Here is a 25,356-nt window from a genome sequence, read left to right on the forward strand (position 1 = left end):
CGGGACGAGGGACCCGTGTCAGAGGAAGCGGCGAATGGGCAGGACGGCGGCCTCGGCGACGCGCTGGAGCGCGGCCCGGCGCCGCCACCGGGCCGGGTCGACGGCGACGCTGCGCCGCAGGTCGGCGTCGAAGTCCTCGTCGAGTCCGGCGGTGAAGCCCTCGTCCAGGACGGCGAGCATGACCTCCTCGTCGTGGCTCATGGACCGGCGGTTGAAGTTCGTCGATCCGATCAGCGCCGCGACCCCGTCGACCGTCATGATCTTCGCGTGCATCATCGTCGGCTGGAACTGGCGGATCGACACACCGGCCTCCAGCAGCCGTTCGTAGTGGAACTGCCCTGCCAGCCGGCAGGCACGCTGGTCCGTGTGGGGGCCGGGCAGCAGGATCTCCACGGTCACACCGCGCCGCGCGGTCGCGCACAGCAGGTCGACGAAGTACGTGTCGGGGGCGAAGTAGGCGGTGGCCAGGCGGAAGCGGTGCTCGGCGGAGGTGAGCATGACCCGGATCAGGGTCTGCATGTCCTGCCAGCCGAAGCTCGCCGAGCCCCGGACGACCTGGACGATGCTGCTGCCCGGCTGGTCGTGCTCGACGAACCGGTCCCGCTCGTCGTACAACTCGTCGTGGCACTCGGCCCAGTTCTGGGCGAAGGCGGCGGCGATCCCGTCGACCGCGGGGCCCTGGACCCGCACATGGGTGTCCCGCCACTCGGAGGGGTCGCGGGCGTCGCCGCACCACTCCTCGGCGATGCCGACGCCGCCGGTGAACGCGGTGCGCTCGTCGACGATCAGCGCCTTGCGGTGGCAGCGGTGGTTCTGCTTCATCGGCGAGAGCCAGAGGGGCTTGCGGAACCAGGCCACCTGGACACCGGCGGCGTCCATGGCGTCGAGGAGTTCCGGCTCGATCCGGCTGGCTCCGAAGCCGTCCAGGAGCAGCCGGACCCGCACCCCGTCCTGGGCCCGCCGGGCGAGGGCCGCGGCGAAGTCGCGGGCGATCTGCCCGCGCCAGTACACGAACGTCATCATGTCGATCGTGTGCTCGGCGGCCTCGACGGCTTCGAGCATCGCGGGGAAGATCTGGTCCCCGTTGCGAAGGGCGAGGAGCTGGTTGCCTTCCGTCGCCGCGATGCCGATGAGCCGTTCCAGGCGCCGGCGCAGGCGCTGGACACGGGCGGCGGCGGGCGCGGGGGCGGAGGCGGGTCTCTGTCCTTGTTCCAGGAGCGTCACGTGGGGTCCTTCGGTCGGGAGGGGCCGTGGGGCGGGCGGTCTCCGTGCTGGGCCGGGGGGGCCGCTCAGTGCTCGGAGCCGGTGGCGTAGCGGACGCGCGCCCAGGAGGGGAGGACGAACCAGCAGAGCACGTACCAGGCGCAGACGCCGGAGACGATCCACGGCACGTGGCTGTCGTGCGTGGCGACGCGCAGGATCAGGAAGAGCGCCGACGCGAGTGTGACGAGGAGGAGCACCAGTCCGGTGAAGGTGAGGCGGGAGGCCCACACGACGCCCTCGGGCTTGATGCGCCTGCCGGAGACGATGCGGTGGAAGGCCACCGGGCCTATCAGCGCTCCGGTGGCCAGGGAGCCGAGGACGACCGTGACGAGGTAGATCGTCTTGTCCGTCGTGTCCAGGGACTGGAAGTGCGGGGTGAAGACGACCGTGAGCAGGAAGCCGAGCAGGATCTGGACGCCCGTCTGAGCGACGCGTATCTCCTGGATGAGTTCCTGCCAGCGGCGGTCCGCCCGCTCGTCCTCGGTCTCCCGGCGTCCGGCGCCACGCTCCTCGACCGTGCTCGCTCGGGTCGACCTCTCCTCGGCGATGCTTCTTCCGGCAGTGTCGTCTGGGGCCCCGGGGGCCGGCGTCGTCGTATCCATGGCGCCCGGATGCCCGGTCGCCGCGGCGGTATACGCCCTCCGCGCGAAATCGTGAACTTCCCCCGGACGCTGTCGGGGCGATCGCGGACGAACCGGGCGCGAGGCCGTCCGGCGGCGCGGAACGTCCCGCTGATCGGCGATCCACCCGGACGAAGGAGCGTGGTCCGCCCCGGCGGGGGCAGGTGAGCGCGCGGAGCCGTGGGACGACCGGGAGGGTACCGACGCGTGAGGCCGATGAGAGCGGGACGGCGAGCCGCCCCGCACGGGGCCGGGCAGGGCATGCGCCGCCCCGGCGGGAGCGGCCGGCCCGGGCCCGGAGTGCGAGGGCGCTCCGGGCGGCCGGACGACGGTGCCTCAGCTACGCGGCAGCACGGCCGTTTCGAGGTAGAAGGCGTCGATGCTCTGCACGGCGCGCTCGAACTCGTCCAGGTTGACCGGCTTGGTGACGTAGGCGTTGGCGTGGCTGCTGTACGCCCCGGAGATGTCCTCGGGGGCCGAGGACGTCGTGAGGACGACGACGGGGATGGTCTGCAGCGCCTCGTCGTTCTTCAGGACCTGGAGGAGGTCGCGGCCGCTCATGCGGGGCATGTTGAGGTCCAGGACGATGAGGTCCGGGCGGGCGCTGTCCGGCGCGCGGAGGTGCTCCAGCGCGGCGACCCCGTCGGTGACCTGGACGAGGTTGCGGGTCCCCCGTTCGGAGAGCGCCTCCTCGATGAGCATCGCGTCGGCGATGTCGTCCTCGACGAGGAGAACGTCGAAGGGACGGGAGGGGGCGGTCGTCATCGTTGCTCCGTGGAATGGTCGTGGGGGTGGTCGAGGAGTCCGGGCCAGCGGCGTCGCGCGCCCTGCCGGGTCATGCCGCAGGCTTCGCCGATCTGTGGATATCCGGCGCCCGCGCTCGCGGCTTCGGCCGCCGCGGCCCGCTGGAGCCGTTCGGCGGCCCGGCGCAGTTCCTCCAGCACGAACAGTCGCGTCAGTGCCGGTGTCCGAGCTTCCGACCCGAGCAGGGACGAGGTGTCCAGGACATGGTGCGTGAGGCTCTGGGCCAACTGATGGACTCCTGTCTCCGCGACGGAGGCAAGGTCCAGCCGCGGGGTGGGCGCGGAGGTCGTCATGCCGTCCATGCCCCGCACTGTAGGCGGGGGAACGCGCCCTCGACAACTGCCGTTGTCATCGGGGGCTCTAGAGTATGCGGGCCGTACCTCGACGGAGGACGGTGGACGATGGCTTCGGTGGAGGGGTGTACAGCGTGACCGGCAATGAGGGACAGCCGTCCGATCGGCGTTTCTCCACGTGGACGACGCGGACGTGGCTGCGTGTGGGCATCACCGTCTGGCTGGTCGTGCTGACCGCTCTCGGCCTGACGGGCGGCTGGGTCCTCAGCCGGACCACGGCCATCAGCGGCCAGCTGGTGGACGTCAGCTCGGTGGCCCTGACGGCCTCGGGCGAACTGGAGCTCGCCGTGCTGAACCAGGAGACCGGTATCCGGGGTTACGCCCTCACGGGCAGGACCGACTTCCTGGACCCGTACCGCGAGGGTCTGGGCGCGCAGGAGTCGTCCACCGCCAGGCTCTCGGAGCTGCTGGTCGACGACGCGGCCGGGCGGGCCGCCCTGGCCGAGGCCGAGGAGGCCCTGGAGGCGTGGCAGGAGCAGACCGCCCGGCCGATCGCCGCCACGGCCGCCGGTTCGTCCTCCCCGGCGGCCGTCGAGCGGGCGACCCGGGGCAAGGCCGCCTTCGACGACCTGCGCGAAGCCGTCGGCGATCTGCAGCGGCACCTGAGCGACGAGCGGGACCAGATGCGGCGGGAACTCCAGGGCGCCATGGCGCTGAGGAACTGGATCTTCACCGCCATCGCCGTCGTCGTCGCCGCCTTGGCGGCTCTCGTCTTCGAAGGGCTGCGCCGAGGCATCAAGGAGCCGCTGGAACGGCTGGGGGCAGACGCCCGCGCGGTCACCGGAGGGGACTTCGCCCACGCCATCTCCCCCACGGGACCGGCGGATCTGGCCCGGCTCGCCGACGAGTTCGACGTCATGCGCAGGCGGCTGGTCCGGGAGCTCTCCTTCACCGAGGAGGCCCGGGCCCGCCTGGACGCCCAGACGGCCGACCTGCGCCGCTCGAACGCGGAACTGGAGCAGTTCGCCTATGTGGCCTCGCACGACCTGCAGGAGCCCCTGCGCAAGGTCTCCAGCTTCACCCAGCTCCTGCAGCGGCGGTACGGAGGGCAGCTCGACGACCGGGCGGACCAGTACATCGGCTTCGCGGTCGACGGCGCCAACCGGATGCAGACCCTGATCAACGATCTGCTCGACTTCTCCCGCGTCGGCCGGATCCACAACGCCCTCGAGCGGGTGGACCTCGACAAGGTGCTGGACGGCTGCCTCGACAGCCTCAGCGTCTCCATCGAGGAGTCGGGCGCGGAGATCACCCGCTCGCCGCTCCCGACCGTCGTCGCCGACCCCACCCAGCTGGGGATGCTCTGGCAGAACCTGATCGGCAACGCCGTCAAGTTCCGCCGCCCCGGCGTGGCGCCCCGCATCTCGGTGGACGCGCGGCAAGAGGGCTCGTCGTGGCGGTTCACGGTGACGGACAACGGCATCGGCATCGCGCCCGAGTACGCGGAGAAGGTCTTCGTCATCTTCCAGCGGCTGCACACCAAGGACGCGTACCCGGGCAGTGGCATCGGCCTGGCCATGTGCAAGAAGATCGTCGAGTTCCACGGCGGGACCATCGCGATCGACACCGGCTGCACCGAGGGGACCCGGATCACCTTCACCCTGGCCCAGGAGCCCCCGACGGCCGAGGAGTTCGGGTCCGGCGCACAGGACACCCCGAGCACCGGAACGGAGAGAGCGCTGTGACCGCCACGGCACCGGCATTCGCCGCGTACGCGGACGACCAGTTGTACCGGGTGCTTCTCGTCGAGGACGACGAGGCCGACGCCCTGCTCGTGGAGGAGCTGCTGCACGACACCGGGCTGCCCTTCCGGCTGACGGTGACGACGACGCTGGCGGATGCCTGCGCCGAGCTGGCGGGCGAGCCCGCCGACTGCATCCTGCTCGACCTGCACCTGCCGGACGCCTCGGGGCCGGCCGCCGTGGCGACCGTGCGGGCGAGCGCCCCGCACACGGCCGTGGTCGTGCTGACCGGCCTGTCCGAACGGCACGCCGGCACCGACGCCATGTCCGCGGGTGCGCAGGACTACCTGGTGAAGGGCAAGGTGGAGCCCGATCTCCTGCGGCGGACCGTGCGGTACGCCGTGTACCGGAGCAGGAGCGAGCGCGCCGCCGTCGAGGCTCAGGCGGCACGGCTCCAGGCGCAGGAGAACAAGCGGCTGGAACGCGGGCTCCTTCCGCAGCCCCTCCTGGAGACCCGGGCCGTCACGATCACGACCCGTTACCTGCCGGGGCGGGAACAGGCGCTGCTGGGCGGCGACTTCCTCGACGCGGTCGAGGACGACGGTGTACTGCACGGGATCGTCGGTGACGTCAGCGGCCACGGCCCCGACGCAGCCGCCCTGGGGGTGTGCCTGCGCATAGCGTGGCGCTCGCTCGTCCTCGGCGGCCACCGCGGTGCGGAGCTGCTGCGGCTGCTCGACCGCATCCTGAGCGCGGAGCGGCGGGAGCCGCACCTCTTCGCGACCTGTGCGCTGATCACGCTCGACCAGGGCGCCCGGACGGCGACCCTGCACCTGGCCGGGCACGACGCGCCCCTGCTGAGCACGGATCAGGGCACTCTGGAGGTGTCCTCCGCGCACGGCATCGCCCTCGGCATCGCCCCGGAACTCGGACAGTGGCCGCAGACCGTCATCCCGCTGCCGGCGACCGGAGGGCTGACGCTCTACACGGACGGCCTGACCGAGGGGTACGCGGGTGACACGGACCGCCGCCTGGGGGTCGACGGTCTGCTCGGCCTGATCGACCGCTTGCCGCCGACGGATCCCGGTACGCACGTCGACCTCCTCATCAAAGAGGCGCGCGCGCTCAACGCGGGACGGCACACCGACGACCTGGCCGTGCTGCGCCTCGACTGGGGCCCTCGGGGGCCCTCGGAGGGAAGCTGACCCCGACGGGCTCACGACGTGCGGCCGGGGCCGTCCCCCACGAGGGGCGGCCCCGGCCGCGTGCGGCGGGGCGGAAGTCCTCCGCCCCCGCCGTCGCTCGTCAGGCGGGCGCGGGGAGGCCGACCAGGGCGGCGATCGTGTCCTGGTGGCGTCCTGTCGAACCCAGGGCGATCTGGTCCGACTTGGCCCGCTTCAGCGCCAGGTGCGCCGGGTGTTCCCACGTCATGCCGATGCCGCCGTGGAGCTGGACGCACTCCTCCGCCGCGTGGACGGCGACCTTCGCGCAGTACGCCTGGGCGACGGCGACGGTCAGGGGCGCGTCGGGGCTGCCGGTGGCCAGCGCGTCGGCGGCGGCGCGGGCCGCCGCCCGGGCGTTCACGACCTCCAGCCAGAGCTGCGCCATGCGGTGCTTGAGCGCCTGGAAGGAGCCGACGGGCCGGTTGAACTGGTAGCGGGTGCGGGTGTGGCGGACGGTCTCCTCCAGACACCACTCGGCGAGCCCGAGCTGCTCGGAGGCGAGCAGCCCCGCTCCCGCGAGCAGGCCGCGCCGGACCGCCGCCGCGGAGGTCTCCGCGTCGGCGAGCCGGACGCCTCCCGCGCCGGCCGCGGTCACCCTCGCGAGGGGCCGGGTCAGGTCGAGCGGGGTCTGCGGCTCCACGCCGACGGCGTCCGCCGCGACCGCGTGGAGGCCGTCGGCCCGCGGGACGAGGAAGACGTCGGCCAGGGCGGCGTCGGCGACACCGTTCGCCGTCCCTGCGGTGAGCGGCTCCGCGCCGGGCGCGGTGGACAGCGGCAGCGCGAGCACCGCGACCCTGCGCCCGGAGGCCAGCCCCGCCAGCAGCTCGGCGACCGGGGCGCTCTCGGTGTCCAGGGCGAGCAGGGTCTCGGTCGCGACGACGGCGCTGGTGAGGTATGGCGCCGGGGTCACCGCGCGGCCCAGCTCCTCCAGGACGACGGCCGCCTCGCGGTGGCTCGCGCCCTGGCCGCCCAGCTTCTCGGGGACGAGCAGCCCGGCCGCGCCGATCTCGCCCGCGAGGGACTTCCAGAGGCCGGGGACGTACGGGTCGCCGGTCTCGATCCGGCCGAGCAGCACGCTCGGGCCGGCCCGGTCGGTGAGCAGGGAGCGGACCGCCGCCCGCAGGTCGTCCTCGGTCTCGGAGTAGAGGAGGTCAGTCATCGCGCGAGGTCCTTCCAGGCGACGTCCTTGTCGTTGCGGGGCTCGGCGGGCAGTCCGAGGACCCGTTCGGCGACGATGTTCAGCAGGACCTCGGTCGTTCCGCCCTCGATCGAGTTGCCCTTGGAACGCAGGTAGCGGTAGCCGGCGTCACGGCCGGTGAAGTCGACCAGCTCAGGGCGGCGCATGGTCCAGTCCCCGTACAGCAGCCCTTCCTCGCCGAGCAGTTCGACCTCCAGACCGCTGATGGCCTGGTTGAGGCGGGCGAAGCCCAGCTTCATCGCGCTGCCCTCGGGTCCCGGCTGTCCGGCGACGAGCTGCTGGCGCAGCCGTTCCCCGGTGAGCCGGGCCACTTCGGAGTCCACCCAGAGGTCGAGCAGCCGTCGGTGCAGGTCGTGGGTGCGCAGTTCGGGACGTTCGCGCCAGGTGGTGGAGACCGGCCCGATCATGCCGCCCTCGCGGGGGATGCGGGCTCCGCCGATCGAGACCCGCTCGTTCATCAGCGTGGTCTGGGCGACGCGCCAGCCGTCGCCGGTCTCGCCGAGCCGGTGCGCGTCGGGGATGCGGACATCGCTGAGGAAGACCTCGTTGAACTCGGCCTCGCCGGTGATCTGGCGGAGCGGCCGGACCTCGACGCCGGGGTCGCTCATGTCGCAGACGAAGTACGTGATGCCCCGGTGCTTGGGGAGGTCGGGGTCGGTGCGGGCGATGAGGATGGCCCAGCGGGCGACATGGGCGCTGGAGGTCCACACCTTCTGGCCGTTGACGATCCAGTCGCCGGTGGCCTCGTCGCGGACGGCGCGGGTGCCGAGGGCGGCGAGGTCGGAGCCGGCGCCGGGCTCGCTGAAGAGCTGGCACCACACCTCCTCGCCCACCCACAGCGGCCTGAGGAAGCGCTGCTTGACCTCGTCGGAGCCGTACGCGAGGAGGGTCGGCGCCGCCATGCCGAGGCCGATGCCGATCCGGCGCGGATCGTTGTCGGGGGCGTCCGCCGCGGCGAGTTCGGCGTCGACGACGGCCTGCAGGGAGCGCGGGGCGTCGAGGCCGCCGAGGCCGACGGGGTAGTGGACCCAGGCGAGTCCGGCGTCGAAGCGGGCGCGCAGGAACTCGGTCCGACCGGTGGTCGCGGGCGGGTGCTCGGCGATCAACCGCTGTGTAAGGTCGCGCAGTTCGGCTGCGTCCGGGGCGGCGGCGGTCATCCGGTGGCTCCTTCCGGGACGACGACGAGACGGCCGGTGGTGACGCCCTCGCTCACGCGCTGTACGGCGTCCGCCGCTCCGGTGAACGGCACGCGCTCGCTGACCAGGGGCTTGATCAGGCCCTTGGCCGCGTACGCGGTGAGCGTCTCGTGGCAGCGCAGGACGGCGGCCGGGTCCTTGAGGTTGTACAGGCCCCAGTGGAGCCCGACGACCGAGTAGTTCTTGACCAGGGCGTGGTTGAGGGCGGCCGAGGGGATGACCCCGCTGGCGAAGCCCACCACCACGATGCGGCCCTCGAAGGCGACGACCTTCGTGGACTGGGTGTAGGCGTCGCCGCCCACGGGGTCGTAGATGACGTCGGCGCCGCGGCCTCCGGTGGCCTCCTTGACGGCGGCGATGACGTCCTCGGAGCGCCGGTCGACGACGACGTCGCAGCCGAGCGCCCGGGCGACCTCGGCCTTCTCCGCTCCGCCGACGACGCCGATGACGGTGGCGCCGGCCGCCTTGCCGAGCTGGACGGCCGCGCTGCCGACACCGCCCGCCGCGGCGTGGACGAGCAGGGTCTCGCCCTCCTTGAGGGCGGCGCGCCGGTGCAGCCCGAACCAGCCCGTCTGGTAGCCGATGTGGAGGGCGGCCGCCTCGGCGTCGTCGAGGGCCTCGGGGGCGGGCAGCAGCGCCGCCGCGTCCGCCACCGCGTAGTCGGCGAAGCCGCCGTACGGCAGGGCGGGCGTCGCGATGACCCGCCGCCCGTCCTCGGTCTCGCCACAGATCTCCACCCCGGGGGTGAAGGGGAGCGGGGGCCGCACCTGGTACTGGCCCCGGCAGAGCAGGGCGTCCGGGAAGTTGACGTTGGCCGCGCGGACCCTGAGGAGGAGCTGCCCCTCACCGGGGGTGGGCGCCTCCACCTCGTCGAGCTGCATCACCTCGCCCGGCTCGCCGTTCTCGTGCACTCGCCATGCCTGCATCGCGGTCCTCCACCAGCCGTCGTCCGTACTGCGCGGTCGGTCGCATACTAAGCGGTCGCTTGTGTCTGGTGGAACCATGCGCCGGGGACTTCTTCAGGACTGCCGGGGCCGGGCCCTCACATGCATCCGCTCACCCTGCGGACCGAACAGGCTCAGGAACTCCACCGGCCCGTCGGGCGTGGGCCCGAACCAGTGCGGCAAGCGCGTGTCGAACTCGGCGGCCTCCCCCGCCCCCAGCACGACGTCGTGCTCGCCGAGGACGAGGCGCAGCCTCCCGGACAGCACGTAGAGCCATTCGTACCCCTCGTGGACCCGCGGGTCCGGGTCCTCGTGCGGCTTCTCCTGCACCACCTTGTACGCCTGGAGTCCACCCGGCTGGCGGGTGAGCGGGAACATCGTCCGGCCGTTCCGCACGATGGGCCTGGCCTTGACCCGAGGGTCGCCGACCGGCGGCGCGCCGACGAGCTCGTCCAGCGGCACCTGGTGGGCCCGCGCGATGGGGAGCAGCAGCTCCAGGCTCGGCCTGCGCTGCCCGGACTCCAGACGCGAGAGGGTGCTCACGGAGATTCCGGTGGAGGCGGAGAGGTCCCCGAGCGTGGCGCCGCGATCGCGCCGGATCCGGCGCAGCCGTGGTCCGACCTCGTTCAGCACGGCGTCGATGCGGTCGTCCCCGGTGTCTGTCTCACTCATCCCTCCATTGCAGAAACGGCAAACGTGTTTGTCAACCTCGGCGGTCGGGGAGACGCTGCTGGTATGAGCGAACACACGAGCCCGCATGAGCCCGAGTCCTACGACGTGGTGGTGGCCGGCGGTGGAGCGGCCGGGCTGAGCGCGGCCCTGATCCTCGGCCGGTCGCGGCGCCGGACCCTGGTGGTCGACGCGGGCGAACCGCGCAACGCCCCGTCCGCCCACATGCACGGGTTCCTCTCGCGGGACGGGATGGACCCGGCGGAGTTCCTGGAGGTGGGCCGGCGCGAGATCGCCGCGTACGGGGTGGAGTGGACGACCGGGCAGGTGACGGGAGCGGTCCGGGAGCTCGGCGACGCCGAGGGCTTCGTGGTGACCGTGGACGACGACCACCTGGTCCGCGCGCGCCGGCTCGTCGTCACCACCGGACTCGTCGACGAACTCCCCGCGATCGACGGCGTCGCCGAACGGTGGGGACGGGACGTGCTGCACTGCCCGTACTGCCACGGCTGGGAGGTCCGCGACCGGGCCTTCGGGGTGATCGCGCACCCGGGCATGCCGACCCACCAGGCGCTGATCCTCAGCCACTGGTCCCCGGACGTGACCCTCTTCGCGCACACGGCCGGGCCGCTCTCCGAGGAGGAGCGCGCCCGGGTGGCGGCGGCCGGGGTCGAGGTCGTGACGGGCGAGGTGGCGGGCCTGGTCGTCGAGGACGACCGCTTCACCGGCGTACGGATGGCGGACGGCCGGGTCGTCGAGCGTGAGGTGCTCTTCGTCGGGCCCCGCATGACGCCCCGGGACGGGCTGCTCACCGCGCTGGGCGCCGAGACCCGGGAGACCCCGCTCGGCGACTTCGTGGCGGTGGACGAGACCGGCCGGACCAGCGTGCCCGGCGTTTGGGCCGCGGGCAACGCGATCGGCGCGCAGGAACAGGTGATCAACGCGGCGAGCGGAGGCTACCGGGCCGGTGTGGCGATCAACACGGAGCTGCTCATGGACGACCTGGACCGCAAGGTCGCGGCCGCGGCAGGCTGACAGGGCTTCAGTTCTCGCCCGTGGCGCGCTATCGATGCGGCATGACGAACACGGAGACGGATCCGCCGGGGCTGCCCGCTCCTCCCCCGCTCGGCGCGAGCGCGCTGCCACCGGGGACGTACGAGGGAAGGACGGTCCTGGTGACCGGGGGCGGGTCGGGTCTGGGGAAGGCCGTCGCGGCCGAGTTCGCCCGGCTGGGCGCGGAGCTGATGCTCGTCGGCCGGACGGCCGCCCGGCTGGAGTCCGCGCGCGGGGAGCTGGCGGAGACCGGCGGGACGCGGGTGGCGACCGCGGTCTGCGACATCCGTGAGCCCGATGCCGTGGCCGGAGCCTTCGACGCGTGCGAGGCGGTCCTCGGCTCCCGGCCGGACGTCCTCGTGAACAACGCGGCGGCCAACTTCCCCGTGCCGGCGGAGGAGCTGTCGCCCAACGGCTGGCGTGCGGTCGTCGACATCACGCTGACCGGGACCTGGTTCATGACCCGGGAGTTCGCCCGGCGCCACCTCGCGGCCCGCACGCCCGGGTCCGTCGTCAACGTGGGCGCCTCCTACGCCTGGACCGGCGGTCCCGGCTTCGCGCACTCGGCGGCGGCGAAGGCCGGTGTGAAGAACCTGGTCGAGACGCTGGCGGTGGAGTGGGGACCGTACGGCATCCAGGTCAACGGCCTGGTGCCGGGGCTGATGCCGCACGAGGACATGACGGACGACATCCGGGGCACGCTCGCGCGGGCGGCCGGCCAGGACGACCGGCAGCCCGCCCTGCGGGTGGGGTACCCGCGGGAGCTGGGCTGGGCGGCGACCTTCCTGGCCTCTCCCTACGCCCGGTTCGTCTCCGGGCACACGCTGGTGGTGGACGGCGCGAACTGGCAGCGCCGGGCCCTCGTCAACGAACCCGTGGTGCCGGTGCGCGAGCAGCTGGGCCGCGGCAGGTTCGGGGAGTGACGCCCGCTGGTCCACGCGGATGAACCCGGGCGGCTGCGGCTGCGCGGGCGAGGGAGAGCGGCGAGGATCGGCGAGGGTGACCGGACGACCTCCAGACGCGGAAAGGCAGGGCACATCACATGCTCGGTACGGACTTCACCAAGGGATCGCCCAGCTGGGTCGACCTGGGCAGCCCCGACACGGCGGTCGCCGCCGCGTTCTACACCGCCGTCTTCGGCTGGGAGTTCGCGTCGGCCGGCCCGGATGCCGGAGGCTACGGCTTCTTCCAGCAGGACGGCCGGACGGTCGCCGCCCTCGGCCCGCTGACGCAGGAGGGGGCGAGCAGCGCGTGGACGCTGTACTTCCAGACGCCGGACGCCGACGCCACGGTGAAGACGGCCGAGTCCGCGGGTGGCACCGTGCGCGCCGAGCCGATGGATGTCATGACCGCCGGACGGATGGCCCAGCTGACCGACCCGGCGGGCGCCGACTTCGCCGTGTGGCAGCCGGGTGAGACGAAGGGCCTGGACAGGACGTCCGAGAACAACACGCTGTGCTGGGCCGAGCTGCACGTGCCGGACCCGGCGGCTGCCCTGGACTTCTACGGGAGGCTGTTCGGCTGGCGCTCGCAGGAGATGGAGGCGCCGGGTATGACCTACCGGGTGCTGTCCACCGCCGAGGGGGACCTGGAGGACGCCTCCTTCGGCGGGGTCGCCGAACTCCAGGAGGGCGGGAGGGAGGCTCGCTGGATCCCGTACTTCGGCGTCGCGGACGCGGACGACATCGTCATCCGCGCCCAGGGGAACGGGGGGTCGGTCCTCATGCCGGCGGCCGACATCCCCGACGTCGGGCGGATCGCCTGGCTGGCGGATCCCTTCGGCGCCCCGTTCGCGGTGCTGAAGCCCGAACCGCCGAACTAGGGCGTGTTTCGCGCCCTTGGCCGGCGATTCCCGGTCGCGCTCCGCATAGGGTCCGGAATGTCACGGTTCACGACCGCGCTTCCCAGGGCGGCTCCGACGATTGGGCACGCATTGACCGTCGACACCGGCGCGGAGACCCGGCAGGCGGTTCCGCGGACGTCACCACGGAACCCTCTCGTCCGGCGCGCCTTCCTGTCGTACCGGCGCGCCAGGCCGGCGATCCTCTGCTACCTGGCGTGCAAGGTCCTGGGGGTCGGCTGGATCGCGGTGCGAGCGGCGGAGAGCGGCACGCCTCTCGAGACGTCGCTCGGCTACGTGTGGGATGCGCGGTGGTACCTGGGCATCGCACAGCACGGCTACGGTCACGCGGATCTGATTCCCGGCTACGGCGGCGGCCCGGCCGGCCGATGGCAGGACCTCGCGTTCTTTCCGCTGTATCCGGGTGCCGTGCGGGCGGCCGGCGAGCTGCTGCCGATGACGCTCACCGGTACCGCGCTGCTGATCACCTGTGTGTCCTCCGTGGTCGCGGCATGGGGGGTCCACGCGTTCGGAACGGCCCTGCACAGCCATCGCGTCGGGGTCCTGCTCGCCGTCCTGTGGGGTCTGCTGCCGCAGGCGTTCATCCAGTCCATGGCCTACCCGGAGGCGATGTTCACCGCGCTGTGCGCCTGGACGCTGTACGCCCTGGTGACGCGACGCCTGATCACGGCGTCCGTGCTCGCCGTGGCGGCGGGCCTGACGCGCCCGTTGGGCATCGCCGTGGTGGCCGCCGTCGTCGTCACGGCGCTGCTCGCCTCGCCGCGCGGGCGCCGCACGCTCACCCCGGTCCTGATCGCGCCCCTGGGGCTGCTCGGCTATGCCGTGTGGGCCGGGCTGTGCACCGGGCGGCCGCTCGGCTACTTCGACGTGCAGCGCGACTGGAAGACAGAGGTCGACTTCGGCGAGTCCGTGATCGCGGCCACGAGCAGGGTGGCCGCCGGCCATGTGAGCGCGGTGGAACAGGCCTCCGTGCTCATCGTGATCGCGGGCCTCGTCCTCCTGTGGGCTCTTCTGAGTTCACGTCCGCCGACGGCCGTCGTCGTCTTCACCCTGGTCCTGGTGGCCGTGGCCGTCGGCGTGAGCGGCTTCATCCAGATCAAGCCGCGTTTTCTGCTGCCCGGTTTCACTCTGCTGCTGCCCGCGGCCGTCGCGCTGGCCAGGGCGAAGCCGCTCACCCTGGTCGCGACGCTCTCCGCGCTGGCGTTCCTCTCCTTCACGTACGGGGCCTACTTCGTCACCTCCGGATACACGCCGTAGCGGGACGAGCCACATGGGGGGTGTCAGCCGCCCTCGAAGCGCGGGGCGCGGCGGGCCGCCTTCGCGGCGTAGCCCTCGCGGGCGTCGTCGGAGGTGAGGGTGAGCGCGGCGGACAGCGCCGTACGGTCGAGGGCGGCGGTCAGGCCCTGGTCCGCGTAGGCGTCGATGTTCCGTTTGATCGCGCGGACGGCGAGCGGCGCGGCGGACGCAATGGCGTCCGCCGTCTCGCGGGCCGTGCGATCCAGGTCGTCGCGGGCCGTGACGACCTGGACGAGGCCGAGCCGTTCGGCGGTGACGGCGTCGATCCGACGGCCGGTGAGGGCCAGGTACTTCGCCCAGCCGGCGCCGGCCTCGCGGGCGATCCGCAGATCGCCGCCCGCGTCGACGGCGACGCCGATCCCCGCCTCGGGCAGGGCGAACACGGCGTCGTCGGCGGCGATCCGGATGTCCGCCATGAGCGCGAGCTCGAAGCCGAAGCCGAGGCAGTAGCCCTGGACGGCGGCCACGACGGGCTGGGGCAGCCGGGCGAAGACCGCGAAGCGTTCGTGGACCCAGCGGATGCCCTCGTCGTACCGCTGCAACCTCGCGGCGGCCGTCCGGCCGGTGATCCCGCCGCCGGGTGCCGTGACGTCGATGCCCGCGCAGAAGGCCCGCCCCTCGGCCCGGAGCAGCACGACCCGCACGCGCTCGTCGAAGCGGATCCGGTCGGCCATGAGGCCGAGCTGGCGGCTGGCCTCCCAGCTCCAGCCGTTGAGTTTCTCCGGCCGGCAGAGCGTGAGGACGCCCACGCCGTCCTCGACCGTGAGCGCGAGGCGCTCCTCGCCCTCCGGGATCTCCGTGTCGAGCGTGTCGATCACAGCTTCACCTCACCCCTGATTTCTGACGTACCGTCAGACAGAGGGTCAGGCTAGGCGGTCAGCACTGCCACAGGAAGGCCGCCCGCCAGCATCCGTCGCAGGCGAAGACAGAGGCGTACCGCATCGCCCCCGCTCAGAGCGGCCGGACGAAACGCCTCCGGCACGAGGGGCAGGACTTTCGAAACACGCCCTAAAGCGTGTTGCAGAAGGCTTCGGTTCGGGCATTTCCCCTGTATGGGTGGAGTGTTGAGGGCTAAGCCATTGTGGGTGGAGACGTTCACGGGTCTGCGGATGGGGCAGTTCGAGCGGCTGCTGAAGGTCGTGCGCGAACGGGGCGGCAACGGTCCCGGTGGCGGCCGACCGTGGTGCCTGCCGCTGGCGGACCGAGTCCTGCTGGTGGCCGTCTACTACCGCACCAACCTCACCATGCGACAGCTCGCCCCGCTCTTCGGGGTCTCGACGGCGACCGTCTGCCGGGTGATCCAGCGGCTGCGGCCCGCTGCTGGCCATTGAGCCGGCCGCCCGACCGGCCGACGCGGTCGAGCGGCTTTGGATCGTGGACGGCACCCTCGTCCCGGTCCGCGACCGGAAGGTCGGTGCGTCCTCACGCAACTACCGGTTCTCGGCGAATGTGCAGGTCATCATCGATGCCGACACCAAGCAGGTGGTCGCGGCGGCCCGGCCGGTGCCGGGCAACACCGCCGATGCGAAGGCTTGGCGGGGCTCCGGTCTGGCCCAGCACTGCGAAGGCGTGACCGTGCTGGGTGACGGCGCCTACATCAACACCGGTCTCGTCGTCCCGCACCGCAAACGCCCGGGAAGGGCGCTGCTGCCGGGCGAGGAAGAGGACAACGCCGAGCACCGGAAGGTCCGGGCCAGGGTCGAGCACGCCTTCGCCCGCATGAAGCACTACAAGATCCTCCGCGACTGCCGCCAGCGCGGTAACGGCCTCCACCACGCGGTCCAGGCCGTCGCCCACATGCACAACCTCGCCCTCGCCGCATGACCAGACAGCCCTGAAACCGGTCCTGACCTGCCCCGACGCAACCTTCTGCAACACCCTTTAGCGGGAGAAGAGCTCGAAGGCGACGGTCGGCCGGTTGCCGTAGCGGGCGGCGAAGCGCTCGTTGTTCTGCGCCAGGAAGGTACGGACGTACTCCTCGGGGTCCTGGTCCGTCAGGCCCTCGATGTACGCGCGGTGGGCGAGCAGCGACCGGACGGCGCGCTCGGCGCCGGGCGTGGCGTCGACGGCGTGGGTCGGTGTGCTCGTTCCCGCGACCGCCACCCAGCGCACGCCGTTCCACGGCTCCAGCCCCTGCTCGGTCAGTTCGGGGAAGATCCAGCGGTTGCCCGCGTCGCCCGCGGCGTCGAGCGTGGCGCGGCCCACGGCCAGGTGGTCCGGAGTGTTCCAGTACCCGCCGGGGCCGAAGCCCCAGGTGTCGCGGTGGTTCAGGGTGATGACGAGTTCGGGCCGGTGCCGGCGGACGGCCGCCGCGATGTCGCGGCGCAGACCGAGTCCGTACTCGATCACTCCGTCCCGGTGGCCGAGGAACTCCACGGTCGACACCCCGACCACCTCCGCGCTCGCCCGCTGCTCCTGCTCGCGCAGCGGGCCGCAGGTGGCCGGGGCGAGCGAGTCGATACCGGCCTCGCCCCGGGTCGCGAGGACGTAGACGACCTCCTTGCCGGCGTCCGTCCAGGCCGCGACGGCCGCGGCGCAGCCGTACTCGAGGTCGTCCGGGTGGGCGACCACGGCGAGCGCGCGCTGCCAGTCGTCTGGCATGTCGTGGAGGGGTGAGCTGCTCGTGTCGATCATGGGCGCAGGATACGGGGATTCACCCGCGGATCGCGGCGGAAAGGATGACCGAGCGCGACGCGTGGCGGGGGCGGTCCGGGTTGAGGCCGCGCCGGGCGGCGAGGGTGACGGCGAGGCGCTGGGCGCGTACCACGGCGGCCAGGGGGTCGATGGCGTCGGCGGCGAACAGCGCTCCGGTGGCCTCCACCTCGTCCCGGAGACCGGCCGGCTCCGGACCGAGGCAGCACACGAGACTCGTACGGTCGCTGATGACGATCGGCCCGTGGCGATACTCCATCGCGGCGTACGACTCCGCCCAGGCGCGCGCCACGCCACGGAGTTTGTGGGCGGCCTCGTCGGCGAGTCCGACCGTCCAGCCGGTGCCGAGGAAGGTGAACTGGGTGCGACGTTCCCAGACCGTGGGCAGCGGTTCGTAGAGGGCGAGTTCGGCGTCGGTGATCGAGGGGGTGAGATCCACGCCCAGGCCCGCGCGCAGCAGTTGGAGGGCGGTGGTGGCGAACCGGGTCTGGACGACGGAGCGTTCGTCGGCGAAGTCGAGCACGATCGACCGGTCCGCGTGGTGCACGGCCCTGCTGTCGGGGACGCCGGTCAGGACGAGCGTAGGGATCCGGCCCGAGGCGCGCGCGAGCAGGGTCACCACCTCGGTGGTGGCTCCCGAACGGGTGAGGGCGACGATCCGGTCGTAGCCGCGGCCGAGCGGGGTCTCGTCGGAGGCCGGGAAGGCGTCGGTCTCGCCCGCGCCGAGGGATTCGCGCAGGGCGGCGTAGGCGCGGGCCATGAAGTACGAGGTGCCGCAGCCGACGACCGCGATCCGCTCACCCGGCCGGGGCAGCAGCCCGGCGTGGTCGGCGGCGATGTCCGCCGCACGCCGCCAGCAGTCGGGCTGTCCGGCGATCTCGGCACTGACGTGGGTGGTCATCTCCGGTCCTCTCCTCGGTGCGCTCCGGAGGAGTTCTATCCCGCCGGCCCCGCACGCACCATGAGTAATCAGGACGCACTGCTTGGACTTTTGCGCGGGGCCGGGGCGGGGATCGCTCCGCGGGTGGCGCGGACGGTCAGATCCGGTCCCGGGCGAGGGCGAGCAGCCGGTCGAGCACCCTCGGCCCTCCGGCCCGTACGCCGTCGTGCTCGAACTCGTCCGTCACCCAGGTCCGCAGCCCCCGGACGGTGCGCGCGGTCTCCAGCGAGTGGGCGGTGTCGACGTACATGTCGTCGTGGTAGACGGCCGCGGCGACGGGCACCTCGTTGGCGGCGAGACGCGCGGGGTCGTAGAGCGGTGCCCAGTCGGTCCGTTCGGCGAGGAGGTGGGCGGTCTCGCGGAGCGGGCGCAGCGCCGGATCGGTCTCGAAGTGCCAGGGGTGGACGGTCTCGCCGGTGAACAGGAGCGGCGCGTCGCCGGCGAGGGTCTTCTCCGCGTCGAACTCCGGGAACTCGGCGCGGACCCGTTCGGCGGCCCAGGCGGTCGGCCCGTGGCCCTGGGCGTAGATGGCCTCGTGCAGCACGGCGTAGAGCGGGTGCCCCGCGTACGAGAGCCGGCCCTGGACGTTCTCCAGGAAGGCGTCGGAGAGCGCGGGGCCGCCGGGCGTGGGGACGAAGGCCTCCTCCAGGAGGTAGTGGAGCTCGTGGGTCCCCTCGCCGCCGCCGAGGAGGATGCCGAGCGACTGGAAGGCCTGGACGGTGAGGAGCCCGCCGTTCGGCAGGGTCGCCGGGTGCTCGAGCAGGTGGGCGGCGATCGTGCGGGCGCGGTCGACGTCCTGCGGGTAGCGGGCGTAGTGGGCCTCGACCTTGCGCCGGACACGGGGGTAGGCGGCGCGGTAGACCTCGTCGGCGGTGGCGTGGAGGGAGGGCAGACCGCCGGTGACGAGGGCCGTGCGCAGGCCCTCGGCGGCGGTGGAGAGATAGTGCGTGGCGCAGAAGCCGCCGAAGCTCTGGCCGAGGACGGTCCAGGGGGCGCCGCGGGTGAGGCGCTTCCGGATGAGTTCGCAGTCCTTGACGATCGAGTCGGCCCGGAAGTGGGCGAGGTGGTCGGCCTGCCGGCGCGGGGTGCCGCGCAGGGGCAGGGTCTGGCGGTTGACGGGGGTGGAGTGGCCGGTCCCGCGCTGGTCGAGGAGGAGGACACGATGGTCCTGGACGGCCCGGCCCAGCCACGCCTGCCGGCCGATGAAGCGGCGGGCCCCGAAGCCGGGCCCGCCCTCCAGGTACACCAGCCACGGCAGGTCGTCGGCCGACCGGTCGCCGGCGACGACCTCACGGCCGTAGACCTCGATCTGTTCGCCGCCGGGGTCCGCGTGGTCGAGCGGAACGGCGAAGCGGCGGTCGGTGAGGACGAGGCCGGGCTGGCGGTAGCTGGTCAATGCGGCTCCTGTTCGATGCGCCCCCGCCCGCCCAGTGCATCACAGGGCAGGGGACGGGGGCGCGTCGAGGTGGGTCGGCAGGTGCGTCAGGAGGTGGTGCGGAAGGTGGGGCGGGGAGGGGTCAGGAGGTGGGGAAGTCGTCGGCGGACCTGATCCGGTCGCGGATCCAGACGCCGGCCTCCTTCAGGGACGAGGTGCCCGTCCAGGGACCGTTGCCGTCGCACGTGCCGGTCTTGAAGACCGCGCCCGAGCGGTGGTCGTCGGAGAAGTTCCAGTTGGTCCAGCTGATCTTCTTGGCGGCCATCAGGGCGATGTACTTCTGCGTCATGGTGAAGTCGTCGGCGCCCTCACCCGCGTAGTCCTGGGTGCCGAACTCGGTCACGAACACGGGGATCCGGTCGGCGGCCCGGGACAGGGTGTTCAGGTACTCCTCGCGGTGGGACATCGCGTAGAAGTGGAACGTGTACATGACGTTGGTGGCGTTGACGGGGTTGTTGACGACCTCGGTCTCGCTGCCGCCGTCCGAGACGCCCAGGGAGGACCAGGCGCGGGTGCCGAGCAGGATCGGGGCGTTGCCGTCGATGTTCCGGATGACCGGGACGATCTGCTCGTGGTAGCTCTTGATCCTCGACCAGGTCACGCTGTCACCGTTGGGCTCGTTGGCGACCTCGTAGAAGATGTTGTTCTTGTTCTTGTGCCGGCCGGCGATGTCGGTGAAGAACCTCTTCGCGTTGGCGAGATTGGCGTGCGGGTCACCCGGGTCGAGCATGTGCCAGTCGACGATCACGTACATGCCCCGGGCGGTGGCCTGGTCGATCAGCGTGTGGGCGAGGTTGGTGAACCTGACCGGGTCCGTCTCCCAGCCGTCCTCCTGGACGTAGGTGGAGACACGCAGGACGTCCGCCTTCCAGTCCTTGGCGAGGGCGTCCAGCGAACCGCCGGTGAGACACTGCGGGTACCACTGGGTGCCGTGGCTCGACATGCCGCGGAGCTGGACGGGCTTGCCGTACTGGTTGCAGAGCCTGACGCCGCAGACCGTGAGCCGGCCGTTGATCGCGACCGGGGTGGCGCCGACCGGGGGCGCCGTGGCGGTGTCGACCTTGATGTGGTCGACGTTGGGGCCGCCGTTGGCGGTGGTCGCGGTGGCGCGGACGGTGTTGGCGCCCGCCTCGAGGTTCACGGTGAGGGTGGTGGTGGCCCAGGTGGTCCAGGCGCCCGTGCCGGCGAAGGACTTGCCGGCGGCGGCGACGGTCCCGTTGACGGCGATGTCCATGGGCCGGTTGGCCGTGGTGCCGTTGGCGTACCGCAGGGTCAGGGTCGCCTGGCCGGCCTGGGCGGCGTTGACGTTCCACTGGACGTAACCGCCGGCGGCGTTGTCGTAGTTGACGAAGCCCGAGCCGGTGAAGCCCGCGTGGTCGGACTCCACCACGCCCCGCGAGACGGTGGCGGTCTCCGCCTCGTGGGTGACGGGGGCGGCGACCGCCGCGGGCGGTGCGGTGGCGAGGCCGAGGAGGAGTGCGGCCGCCGCGGTGCCGGCTCCACCCAGCGAGCGCAGCCGGAGACGTGCCGATCGTACCGATGTCATGGGGGTCTCCCGGAACGATGGATTGGAAGGAAAGTTTCCTAACGAATTGAATAGCAGCCAGGGAGAGCGGCTCGCAAGGGTCATGACAAGAGACGGCGTTCAGCGGGCTGTCGGTCCCCGGACGGTCCCGGCCCCCGTGCGCGGCGCATCCGCGCCTCCTAGCGTGGATCCATGATCCGGTTCGAGCAGGTCGGCAAGGTGTACGCGGACGGCACCACCGCGGTCGACGGCCTCTCCTTCGACGTGTCCGAGGGCGAACTGGTCACGCTGGTCGGCCCATCGGGCTGCGGCAAGACGACCACGATGATGATGGTCAACCGGCTGATCGAACCGACCTCGGGCCGGATCCTGGTCGACGGGAAGGACATCGCGAAGGTCGATCCGGTGGAGCTGCGCAGGACCATCGGTTACGTGATCCAGCAGGTCGGGCTCTTTCCGCACCGGACGATCCTCGACAACACCGCGACCGTGCCCGCGCTGCTCGGCTGGAAGAAGTCGAAGGCGCGGGCCCGCGCCGCCGAACTCCTCGACCTGGTCGGCCTCGACCCCGGGATCTACGGTCCGCGGTATCCCGCGCAGCTGTCGGGCGGCCAGCGCCAGCGCGTCGGGGTCGCCCGCGCACTCGCCGCCGACCCGCCCGTCCTGCTCATGGACGAACCCTTCGGGGCGGTGGACCCCGTCGTCCGCGAGCACCTCCAGAACGAGTTCCTCGGCCTCCAGGCCACCGTGCGCAAGACCGTCCTCCTGGTGACCCACGACATCGAGGAGGCGGTCCGCATGGGCGACCGGATCGCCGTCTACGGGCAGGGTCGCATCGAGCAGTTCGACACCCCGGCGGCCGTGCTCGGCACGCCCGCCACTCCCTACGTCGCCCAGTTCGTGGGCGCCGACCGGGGGCTGAAGCGGCTCTCGGTCACCACGATCGAACCGGACGACCTGCAACAGCCGTCCGTGGCCCGGCTCGACGAGCCGGCGCCGGACGCGGCGGCCCGGCTGCGCGGCCAAGGGGCCCGCTGGGCCGTCGTCCTTGGCGCAGACGGCGATCTGCACGGCTGGGTCGCCACCGACGTCCTCGCGCTCGCGGGCCGGGCGGGCACGGTCGGCGACCTCGCCCGCCGGATGGAGGCCTGGGTGCCGGTCGGGGCACCGCTGAAGCAGGCGTTCAGCGAGATGCTCCAGCACGACGCGGGCTGGGTGGCCGTCCTCGACGGGACCCGGTTCCTCGGGGTCCTGACCCCGGCGAAGCTCCACGAGGCCCTGCGCCGCTCCGTGGACGCCGACGCGCAGGGCGTGGCCCGGGACCAGGTGGAGTTCGACTCGGTCGCCGACGCGTGAGGGTCCGGGGTCAGCCCGGTTCGGCGGGGAGGAGCTTCTTCTCCCGGAGATAGGCCCGCGCGACGTCTTCCGGGAGGCGACGCCAGCTGTCGACCTGTTCGTTCAGGTGCGCCAGATCGGCCGTGGTCAGCACGGTGTTGAGGCTCCCCAGGGCGGCGGTGACGCGCTCGCCGCCGGCCCGGGAGCGGTTGACGACGGGGACGATGTGGTCGGCGTTCTGGAGGTTCTTGTCGTCGGCGAGCAGCACCAGGCCGAACTCGTCGAGCGTGGCGTCGGTGGTCGTGGTCAGGACCATCTGGTTCTCACCGCTCTGCACGGCCTGCTTGGCCTGGGTGGTGCCCACCCCCTTCGGGTCGACGCCGGTGACGTCGATGCCGTAGGTCTCCCTCAGACCGGGTGCGCAGTACGGCCGCTGCACGCACTCGTCGCCCGCCGCGAGCCGTACGGGAAGTCTCGCCGCGCCGACGTCGCTCAGGGTCTTCAGACCGTGCTCGGCGGCGTACGCGCGCGTGACCGCGAAGGCGTTCTGGTCGACGGCGCGGCCCGCGTCGAGGACCGTGAGTCCGCGTGGTCCGGCGAGTCCGCGCAGGGCGGTCATGGTGGCGGCCAGATCCGGCGACCCGACGGTCGGCGCGTCCGGCCCGTGGACCTTGGCGTTCAGCCAGTCCGCGAACGTGGCCGCGTACTCCGCCACGACGTCGATCTGACCGCTCTCCAGCGCCGGTTCGTAGATCTCGCGGTTGGTGACGGAGATGATCTTCGTGCCGTAGCCGGCCTCTTCGAGGAGCAGTGCGTACATCTGGGCCAGCAGATCGCTCTCGGTGAAGCCGGCCGAGCCGATCGTGAGGTCGCGGCTGTCGCCGGGCGGCGCGGTGACCTCACCCTGATTCTCGAGCGACGGGCCGGTGGCACAGCCGCTGAGAACGGAGAGGCTCAGCACGGCGGCCACCGCGCCCGCCGCGCACGCCGGGACGCGCCACCCGCTCATCCCCCGCTCCCCCGCGCCCAGGACGGGGCGAGGCGCTGCGCCCCCTCGAAGACGCCCTCGACCAGCAGTGCGAGGAGTGCGACAAGGACCGCCCCCGCGACGACCTGCGGAGTGGAGGCGAGGTTGAACCCGGCGGTGATGATCCGCCCGAGACCGCCTCCGCCCGCGAGTGCGGCGACGGTCGCGGTCGCCACGAGCTGCACGGCGGCGATCCGGACACCGGTGAGGATCAGCGGGAGCGCGAGAGGCAGTTCCACCCCGAGGAGCATCTGCCGGCCGGTCATCCCCATCCCCCGCGCGGCCCGTACGACGTCGGCGTCGACGCCGCGCATGCCGACGTACGCGTTGGTGAGCAGGGGCGGGACGGCGAACAGGACCAGGGCGATGATCGTGGGCCACTCCCCGTACGAGCCGATCGGGCTGAGCAGCAGCAGGACGAGGACGGCGAAGGTGGGCACGGCACGGCCGACGTTGGAGAGGTTCACGGCGAGGGCGCCGCCCCTGCCGAGGTGACCGAGGACGAGCGCGACCGGGAGGGCGACCGCGCAGCTCAGCGCGAGGCAGACGGCGGTCAGGAGGACGTGCTCGGCGAGGCGGTGCCAGATCCCGTTGTCGCCGGACCAGTTGGCGGCGCTGGTGAGCCAGTCCCAGCCGGCGGTGACGGTGTTCACGCGGCCTGCCTGCCGGCCCAGGGCGTGAGCAGCCGCTGCGCGCCGAGGAGCACCAGGTCGGCGGCGACGGCGATGATCACGCAGAGGACGGAGGCGGTGAGGACCTGCGCCTTGAAGTAGGTGTTCATCCCGGCGTAGATGAGGTTGCCGAGGCCGCCGTGGCCGACGATCGCGCCGATGGTGACGAGGGAGACGGCGGAGACGGTGGCGATGCGCAGTCCGGCCATCGAGGCGGGCAGCGCGAGCGGCAGCTCGACGGTGAGCAGCAGCCGGACCGGTCCGTAGCCCATGCCGCGCGCGGCCTGCCGGGTTTCCTCGGGGACGGCGCGGAGGCCGGCCAGGATGTTCCGTACGAGCAGGGTGAGCGAGTAGAGCACGAGCCCGGCGACGACGATCGAGGCGCTGAGGCCGTAGACCGGCAGGAGCAGTGAGAACATCGCGAGGGACGGGATCGTGTACAGGATCGTGGTGACGCCCAGGACCGGCCCGGCGGCCCAGCGCCAGCGGCGGGCGGCGACGGCGAGAGGGACGGCGAGCAGCACGGCGAGGGCCACGGAGACGAAGGTCAGCTGGAGATGCTGGACGACGGCGTCACCGAGGATCTCGCTCCGGGAGGTCAGATAGGCGCCGCAGATCCACTCGTTGCGCGCGAGGCAGTCGTCGGGAGGCGCGGTCATCCCCCCATTGCAGGCGCAGCCCCCGGTGTTCGCACCCCGAACGGTCCGTTCGAGCACCGCCCGCAGAGCGCTCGCGACCCCCGCGCGCCGATCGCCCCCGCCCGGCTCGTCCGCGCGTCCGCGCGTCCGAGCGGCAGGGAGACGGGCTCAGCCCGGGTAGCGCTCGTGGAGATCGTCGGGCCGGGGCTCGTGTTCCTCGCGCAGGGCCTTCTCGCTGCGTTCCTTGAGCTCCTCGCCCTGCTCGCGAAGCCGGGCCGCCTCCTCGGGGTCGGCGCTCCGCCGGGCTCGCTGGAGGAGGTTCTCCGACTTGTCGCGCTGGTACTGGGCGTGCGCGTGCGCCGCCTCGCCCTCTCTTCTGCTCTCGCGTGCCCCGCCTTCGGGGCCCCTGCCGTCGTGTCCTGACATGACACACCTCCTCGGCCCGCGGCTTCCCGTACGACGACGGGGGAAACGCGACGGCCCGGCCCCGAGCGAGGGGCCGGGCCGTGGTCGTACGGCTCGCTACTCCTGGATGACGGAGAGGACGTTGCCCGCCGGGTCCGTGAACCAGGCGATCGCGGCCGGCCCCTCGGGGCCCTTGACCACGCCCTTGGCGTCGTGCTCGAACCCCGGGTAGCGCTTGAGGGTCACGCCCCGCTTGGCCAGCTCGTCGACGGCGACGTCGATGTCGTCGACGGGGAAGTTCAGGATCGTGAAGGACGCGGGCGTGTGGTCGTCCTTGGGGTAGACGAAGACGTTCGCGCCGCTCCCCAGCTTGATCGTCAGCATCCGCATGGGTCCGCCACCGGAGTCCTCCACCTGGAGGCCGAGGGTCTCCCCGTAGAACCGGCGGGCCTTGTCCATGTCGTCGACCGAGAAGCCGCTGAACGCCTTCGACTGTCCGAACATGCCGTTGTCTCCTTCGCGTGTGCCGTTCGGGATCTCCGAGGGCACACCCAGCGGACCACCAT

At 72.4% G+C, this 25,356-nt stretch carries 25 protein-coding genes and 1 pseudogene; 8 read left to right on the forward strand and 18 right to left on the reverse strand.

All coding sequences use genetic code 11. The features are described 5' to 3' along the window. Positions 1 to 18: 18 nt before the first annotated feature. The 4 genes from ACF1G2_RS02020 to ACF1G2_RS02035 form a co-directional block, all read right to left on the reverse strand. The gene (locus ACF1G2_RS02020) at positions 19 to 1,215 is read right to left on the reverse strand and encodes a phosphatidylserine/phosphatidylglycerophosphate/cardiolipin synthase family protein (protein WP_391797015.1); all 1,197 of its coding nucleotides are present in this window, start codon (positions 1,213 to 1,215) and stop codon (positions 19 to 21) included. 74 nt (positions 1,216 to 1,289) lie between these two features. Continuing rightward, complete coding sequence (locus tag ACF1G2_RS02025; protein WP_391796358.1) at positions 1,290 to 1,865, reverse strand: DUF6328 family protein; 576 nt, start codon at positions 1,863 to 1,865, stop codon at positions 1,290 to 1,292. A 354-nt stretch (positions 1,866 to 2,219) separates the two neighbouring features. Further along, positions 2,220 to 2,648, reverse strand: a complete 429-nt coding sequence (locus tag ACF1G2_RS02030; RefSeq protein WP_306324902.1) for a response regulator — start codon at positions 2,646 to 2,648, stop codon at positions 2,220 to 2,222. Then, on the reverse strand, positions 2,645 to 2,989 hold the full coding sequence (locus ACF1G2_RS02035; protein WP_391796359.1) for a hypothetical protein: 345 nt from the start codon (positions 2,987 to 2,989) through the stop codon (positions 2,645 to 2,647). Before ACF1G2_RS02035 ends, ACF1G2_RS02030 begins: the two co-directional genes overlap by 4 nt. 125 nt (positions 2,990 to 3,114) lie before the next feature. On the opposite strand from ACF1G2_RS02035, the gene ACF1G2_RS02040 reads away from it, so the two are divergent. Both ACF1G2_RS02040 and ACF1G2_RS02045 read left to right on the forward strand, forming a co-directional pair. After that, complete coding sequence (locus ACF1G2_RS02040; RefSeq protein WP_391796360.1) at positions 3,115 to 4,725, forward strand: CHASE3 domain-containing protein; 1,611 nt, start codon at positions 3,115 to 3,117, stop codon at positions 4,723 to 4,725. Next, positions 4,722 to 5,927 carry a PP2C family protein-serine/threonine phosphatase gene (locus tag ACF1G2_RS02045; RefSeq protein WP_391796361.1) on the forward strand — a complete coding sequence of 402 codons (1,206 nt, stop codon included), beginning with the start codon at positions 4,722 to 4,724 and terminating at the stop codon, positions 5,925 to 5,927. Before ACF1G2_RS02040 ends, ACF1G2_RS02045 begins: the two co-directional genes overlap by 4 nt. A 100-nt stretch (positions 5,928 to 6,027) precedes the next feature. Here the strand turns inward: ACF1G2_RS02045 and ACF1G2_RS02050 are convergent, their stop codons facing one another. The 4 genes from ACF1G2_RS02050 to ACF1G2_RS02065 form a co-directional block, all read right to left on the reverse strand. Then, on the reverse strand, positions 6,028 to 7,104 hold the full coding sequence (locus ACF1G2_RS02050; protein WP_391796362.1) for an acyl-CoA dehydrogenase family protein: 1,077 nt from the start codon (positions 7,102 to 7,104) through the stop codon (positions 6,028 to 6,030). After that, a complete protein-coding gene (locus ACF1G2_RS02055; protein ID WP_391796363.1) occupies positions 7,101 to 8,300 on the reverse strand; it encodes an acyl-CoA dehydrogenase family protein in 1,200 nt (399 codons plus the stop codon). The genes ACF1G2_RS02050 and ACF1G2_RS02055 overlap by 4 nt, the downstream gene beginning before the upstream one ends. Next, complete coding sequence (locus ACF1G2_RS02060) at positions 8,297 to 9,265, reverse strand: NADPH:quinone oxidoreductase family protein (RefSeq protein ID WP_391796364.1); 969 nt, start codon at positions 9,263 to 9,265, stop codon at positions 8,297 to 8,299. The genes ACF1G2_RS02055 and ACF1G2_RS02060 overlap by 4 nt, the downstream gene beginning before the upstream one ends. Before the next feature lie 93 nt (positions 9,266 to 9,358). Next, the gene (locus ACF1G2_RS02065) at positions 9,359 to 9,955 is read right to left on the reverse strand and encodes a helix-turn-helix domain-containing protein (protein WP_391796365.1); all 597 of its coding nucleotides are present in this window, start codon (positions 9,953 to 9,955) and stop codon (positions 9,359 to 9,361) included. Positions 9,956 to 10,018: 63 nt separating this feature from the next. On the opposite strand from ACF1G2_RS02065, the gene ACF1G2_RS02070 reads away from it, so the two are divergent. The 4 genes from ACF1G2_RS02070 (at position 10,019) to ACF1G2_RS02085 (ending at position 14,123) form a co-directional block, all read left to right on the forward strand. Next, complete coding sequence (locus ACF1G2_RS02070; protein ID WP_391796366.1) at positions 10,019 to 10,987, forward strand: NAD(P)/FAD-dependent oxidoreductase; 969 nt, start codon at positions 10,019 to 10,021, stop codon at positions 10,985 to 10,987. 41 nt (positions 10,988 to 11,028) lie between these two features. Continuing rightward, positions 11,029 to 11,928 (forward strand): SDR family oxidoreductase, encoded by a 900-nt coding sequence (locus tag ACF1G2_RS02075; RefSeq protein ID WP_391796367.1) that lies wholly within the window; start codon positions 11,029 to 11,031, stop codon positions 11,926 to 11,928. A 119-nt stretch (positions 11,929 to 12,047) separates the two neighbouring features. Then, on the forward strand, positions 12,048 to 12,827 hold the full coding sequence (locus ACF1G2_RS02080; RefSeq protein ID WP_391796368.1) for a VOC family protein: 780 nt from the start codon (positions 12,048 to 12,050) through the stop codon (positions 12,825 to 12,827). A 111-nt stretch (positions 12,828 to 12,938) separates the two neighbouring features. Continuing rightward, a complete protein-coding gene (locus ACF1G2_RS02085; RefSeq protein WP_391796369.1) occupies positions 12,939 to 14,123 on the forward strand; it encodes a hypothetical protein in 1,185 nt (394 codons plus the stop codon). 23 nt (positions 14,124 to 14,146) lie between these two features. Here the strand turns inward: ACF1G2_RS02085 and ACF1G2_RS02090 are convergent, their stop codons facing one another. Next, positions 14,147 to 14,980, reverse strand: a complete 834-nt coding sequence (locus tag ACF1G2_RS02090; RefSeq protein ID WP_391796370.1) for an enoyl-CoA hydratase/isomerase family protein — start codon at positions 14,978 to 14,980, stop codon at positions 14,147 to 14,149. 234 nt (positions 14,981 to 15,214) lie between these two features. On the opposite strand from ACF1G2_RS02090, the pseudogene ACF1G2_RS02095 reads away from it, so the two are divergent. After that, positions 15,215 to 15,986, forward strand: a pseudogene (locus tag ACF1G2_RS02095) (transposase family protein). Positions 15,987 to 16,043: 57 nt separating this feature from the next. On the opposite strand, the gene ACF1G2_RS02100 reads toward ACF1G2_RS02095, so the two are convergent. The 4 genes from ACF1G2_RS02100 to ACF1G2_RS02115 all read right to left on the reverse strand — a co-directional run bounded on the left by ACF1G2_RS02100 (position 16,044) and on the right by ACF1G2_RS02115 (position 20,819). Then, positions 16,044 to 16,796, reverse strand: a complete 753-nt coding sequence (locus ACF1G2_RS02100; protein ID WP_391796371.1) for a PIG-L deacetylase family protein — start codon at positions 16,794 to 16,796, stop codon at positions 16,044 to 16,046. A gap of 19 nt (positions 16,797 to 16,815) precedes the next feature. Next, positions 16,816 to 17,715, reverse strand: coding sequence for an SIS domain-containing protein (locus tag ACF1G2_RS02105; RefSeq protein ID WP_391796372.1), 900 nt, complete (start codon positions 17,713 to 17,715; stop codon positions 16,816 to 16,818). A 136-nt stretch (positions 17,716 to 17,851) separates the two neighbouring features. Next, on the reverse strand, positions 17,852 to 19,150 hold the full coding sequence (locus tag ACF1G2_RS02110; RefSeq protein ID WP_391796373.1) for an alpha/beta fold hydrolase: 1,299 nt from the start codon (positions 19,148 to 19,150) through the stop codon (positions 17,852 to 17,854). 121 nt (positions 19,151 to 19,271) lie between these two features. Then, on the reverse strand, positions 19,272 to 20,819 hold the full coding sequence (locus ACF1G2_RS02115) for a cellulase family glycosylhydrolase (RefSeq protein WP_391796374.1): 1,548 nt from the start codon (positions 20,817 to 20,819) through the stop codon (positions 19,272 to 19,274). 87 nt (positions 20,820 to 20,906) lie between these two features. On the opposite strand from ACF1G2_RS02115, the gene ACF1G2_RS02120 reads away from it, so the two are divergent. Beyond that, a complete protein-coding gene (locus ACF1G2_RS02120) occupies positions 20,907 to 22,070 on the forward strand; it encodes a betaine/proline/choline family ABC transporter ATP-binding protein (RefSeq protein ID WP_391796375.1) in 1,164 nt (387 codons plus the stop codon). Positions 22,071 to 22,080: 10 nt separating this feature from the next. Here ACF1G2_RS02120 and ACF1G2_RS02125 read toward each other — a convergent pair whose 3' ends face one another. The 5 genes from ACF1G2_RS02125 to ACF1G2_RS02145 all read right to left on the reverse strand — a co-directional run bounded on the left by ACF1G2_RS02125 (position 22,081) and on the right by ACF1G2_RS02145 (position 25,294). Further along, positions 22,081 to 23,058 carry an ABC transporter substrate-binding protein gene (locus ACF1G2_RS02125; protein ID WP_391796376.1) on the reverse strand — a complete coding sequence of 326 codons (978 nt, stop codon included), beginning with the start codon at positions 23,056 to 23,058 and terminating at the stop codon, positions 22,081 to 22,083. Further along, a complete protein-coding gene (locus ACF1G2_RS02130; RefSeq protein ID WP_391796377.1) occupies positions 23,055 to 23,729 on the reverse strand; it encodes an ABC transporter permease in 675 nt (224 codons plus the stop codon). The genes ACF1G2_RS02125 and ACF1G2_RS02130 overlap by 4 nt, the downstream gene beginning before the upstream one ends. After that, positions 23,726 to 24,406, reverse strand: coding sequence for an ABC transporter permease (locus ACF1G2_RS02135; protein WP_391796378.1), 681 nt, complete (start codon positions 24,404 to 24,406; stop codon positions 23,726 to 23,728). Before ACF1G2_RS02135 ends, ACF1G2_RS02130 begins: the two co-directional genes overlap by 4 nt. A gap of 147 nt (positions 24,407 to 24,553) precedes the next feature. After that, the gene (locus ACF1G2_RS02140; RefSeq protein ID WP_391796379.1) at positions 24,554 to 24,811 is read right to left on the reverse strand and encodes a DUF6381 family protein; all 258 of its coding nucleotides are present in this window, start codon (positions 24,809 to 24,811) and stop codon (positions 24,554 to 24,556) included. Between the two features lie 96 nt (positions 24,812 to 24,907). Beyond that, the gene (locus ACF1G2_RS02145) at positions 24,908 to 25,294 is read right to left on the reverse strand and encodes a VOC family protein (RefSeq protein ID WP_391796380.1); all 387 of its coding nucleotides are present in this window, start codon (positions 25,292 to 25,294) and stop codon (positions 24,908 to 24,910) included. Positions 25,295 to 25,356 lie beyond the last annotated feature (62 nt).

The organism is Streptomyces sp. NPDC013457, assembly GCF_043089925.1.
In the GTDB taxonomy this organism is placed as follows: Bacteria; Actinomycetota; Actinomycetes; order Streptomycetales; family Streptomycetaceae; genus Streptomyces.

Excerpts from the sequence above, each read along its gene's own strand:
- ACF1G2_RS02025 (WP_391796358.1), bottom strand. The coding sequence starts at position 1,865 with ATGGATACGACGACGCCGGCCCCCGGGGCCCCAGACGACACTGCCGGA.
- ACF1G2_RS02030 (WP_306324902.1), bottom strand. The coding sequence starts at position 2,648 with ATGACGACCGCCCCCTCCCGTCCCTTCGACGTTCTCCTCGTCGAGGAC.
- ACF1G2_RS02035 (WP_391796359.1), bottom strand. The coding sequence starts at position 2,989 with ATGGACGGCATGACGACCTCCGCGCCCACCCCGCGGCTGGACCTTGCC.
- ACF1G2_RS02050 (WP_391796362.1), bottom strand. The coding sequence starts at position 7,104 with ATGACTGACCTCCTCTACTCCGAGACCGAGGACGACCTGCGGGCGGCG.
- ACF1G2_RS02055 (WP_391796363.1), bottom strand. The coding sequence starts at position 8,300 with ATGACCGCCGCCGCCCCGGACGCAGCCGAACTGCGCGACCTTACACAG.
- ACF1G2_RS02060 (WP_391796364.1), bottom strand. The coding sequence starts at position 9,265 with ATGCAGGCATGGCGAGTGCACGAGAACGGCGAGCCGGGCGAGGTGATG.
- ACF1G2_RS02065 (WP_391796365.1), bottom strand. The coding sequence starts at position 9,955 with ATGAGTGAGACAGACACCGGGGACGACCGCATCGACGCCGTGCTGAAC.
- ACF1G2_RS02070 (WP_391796366.1), top strand. The coding sequence starts at position 10,019 with ATGAGCGAACACACGAGCCCGCATGAGCCCGAGTCCTACGACGTGGTG.
- ACF1G2_RS02075 (WP_391796367.1), top strand. The coding sequence starts at position 11,029 with ATGACGAACACGGAGACGGATCCGCCGGGGCTGCCCGCTCCTCCCCCG.
- ACF1G2_RS02080 (WP_391796368.1), top strand. The coding sequence starts at position 12,048 with ATGCTCGGTACGGACTTCACCAAGGGATCGCCCAGCTGGGTCGACCTG.
- ACF1G2_RS02100 (WP_391796371.1), bottom strand. The coding sequence starts at position 16,796 with ATGATCGACACGAGCAGCTCACCCCTCCACGACATGCCAGACGACTGG.
- ACF1G2_RS02105 (WP_391796372.1), bottom strand. The coding sequence starts at position 17,715 with ATGACCACCCACGTCAGTGCCGAGATCGCCGGACAGCCCGACTGCTGG.
- ACF1G2_RS02115 (WP_391796374.1), bottom strand. The coding sequence starts at position 20,819 with ATGACCCTTGCGAGCCGCTCTCCCTGGCTGCTATTCAATTCGTTAGGA.
- ACF1G2_RS02120 (WP_391796375.1), top strand. The coding sequence starts at position 20,907 with ATGATCCGGTTCGAGCAGGTCGGCAAGGTGTACGCGGACGGCACCACC.
- ACF1G2_RS02125 (WP_391796376.1), bottom strand. The coding sequence starts at position 23,058 with ATGAGCGGGTGGCGCGTCCCGGCGTGCGCGGCGGGCGCGGTGGCCGCC.
- ACF1G2_RS02135 (WP_391796378.1), bottom strand. The coding sequence starts at position 24,406 with ATGACCGCGCCTCCCGACGACTGCCTCGCGCGCAACGAGTGGATCTGC.
- ACF1G2_RS02140 (WP_391796379.1), bottom strand. The coding sequence starts at position 24,811 with ATGTCAGGACACGACGGCAGGGGCCCCGAAGGCGGGGCACGCGAGAGC.
- ACF1G2_RS02145 (WP_391796380.1), bottom strand. The coding sequence starts at position 25,294 with ATGTTCGGACAGTCGAAGGCGTTCAGCGGCTTCTCGGTCGACGACATG.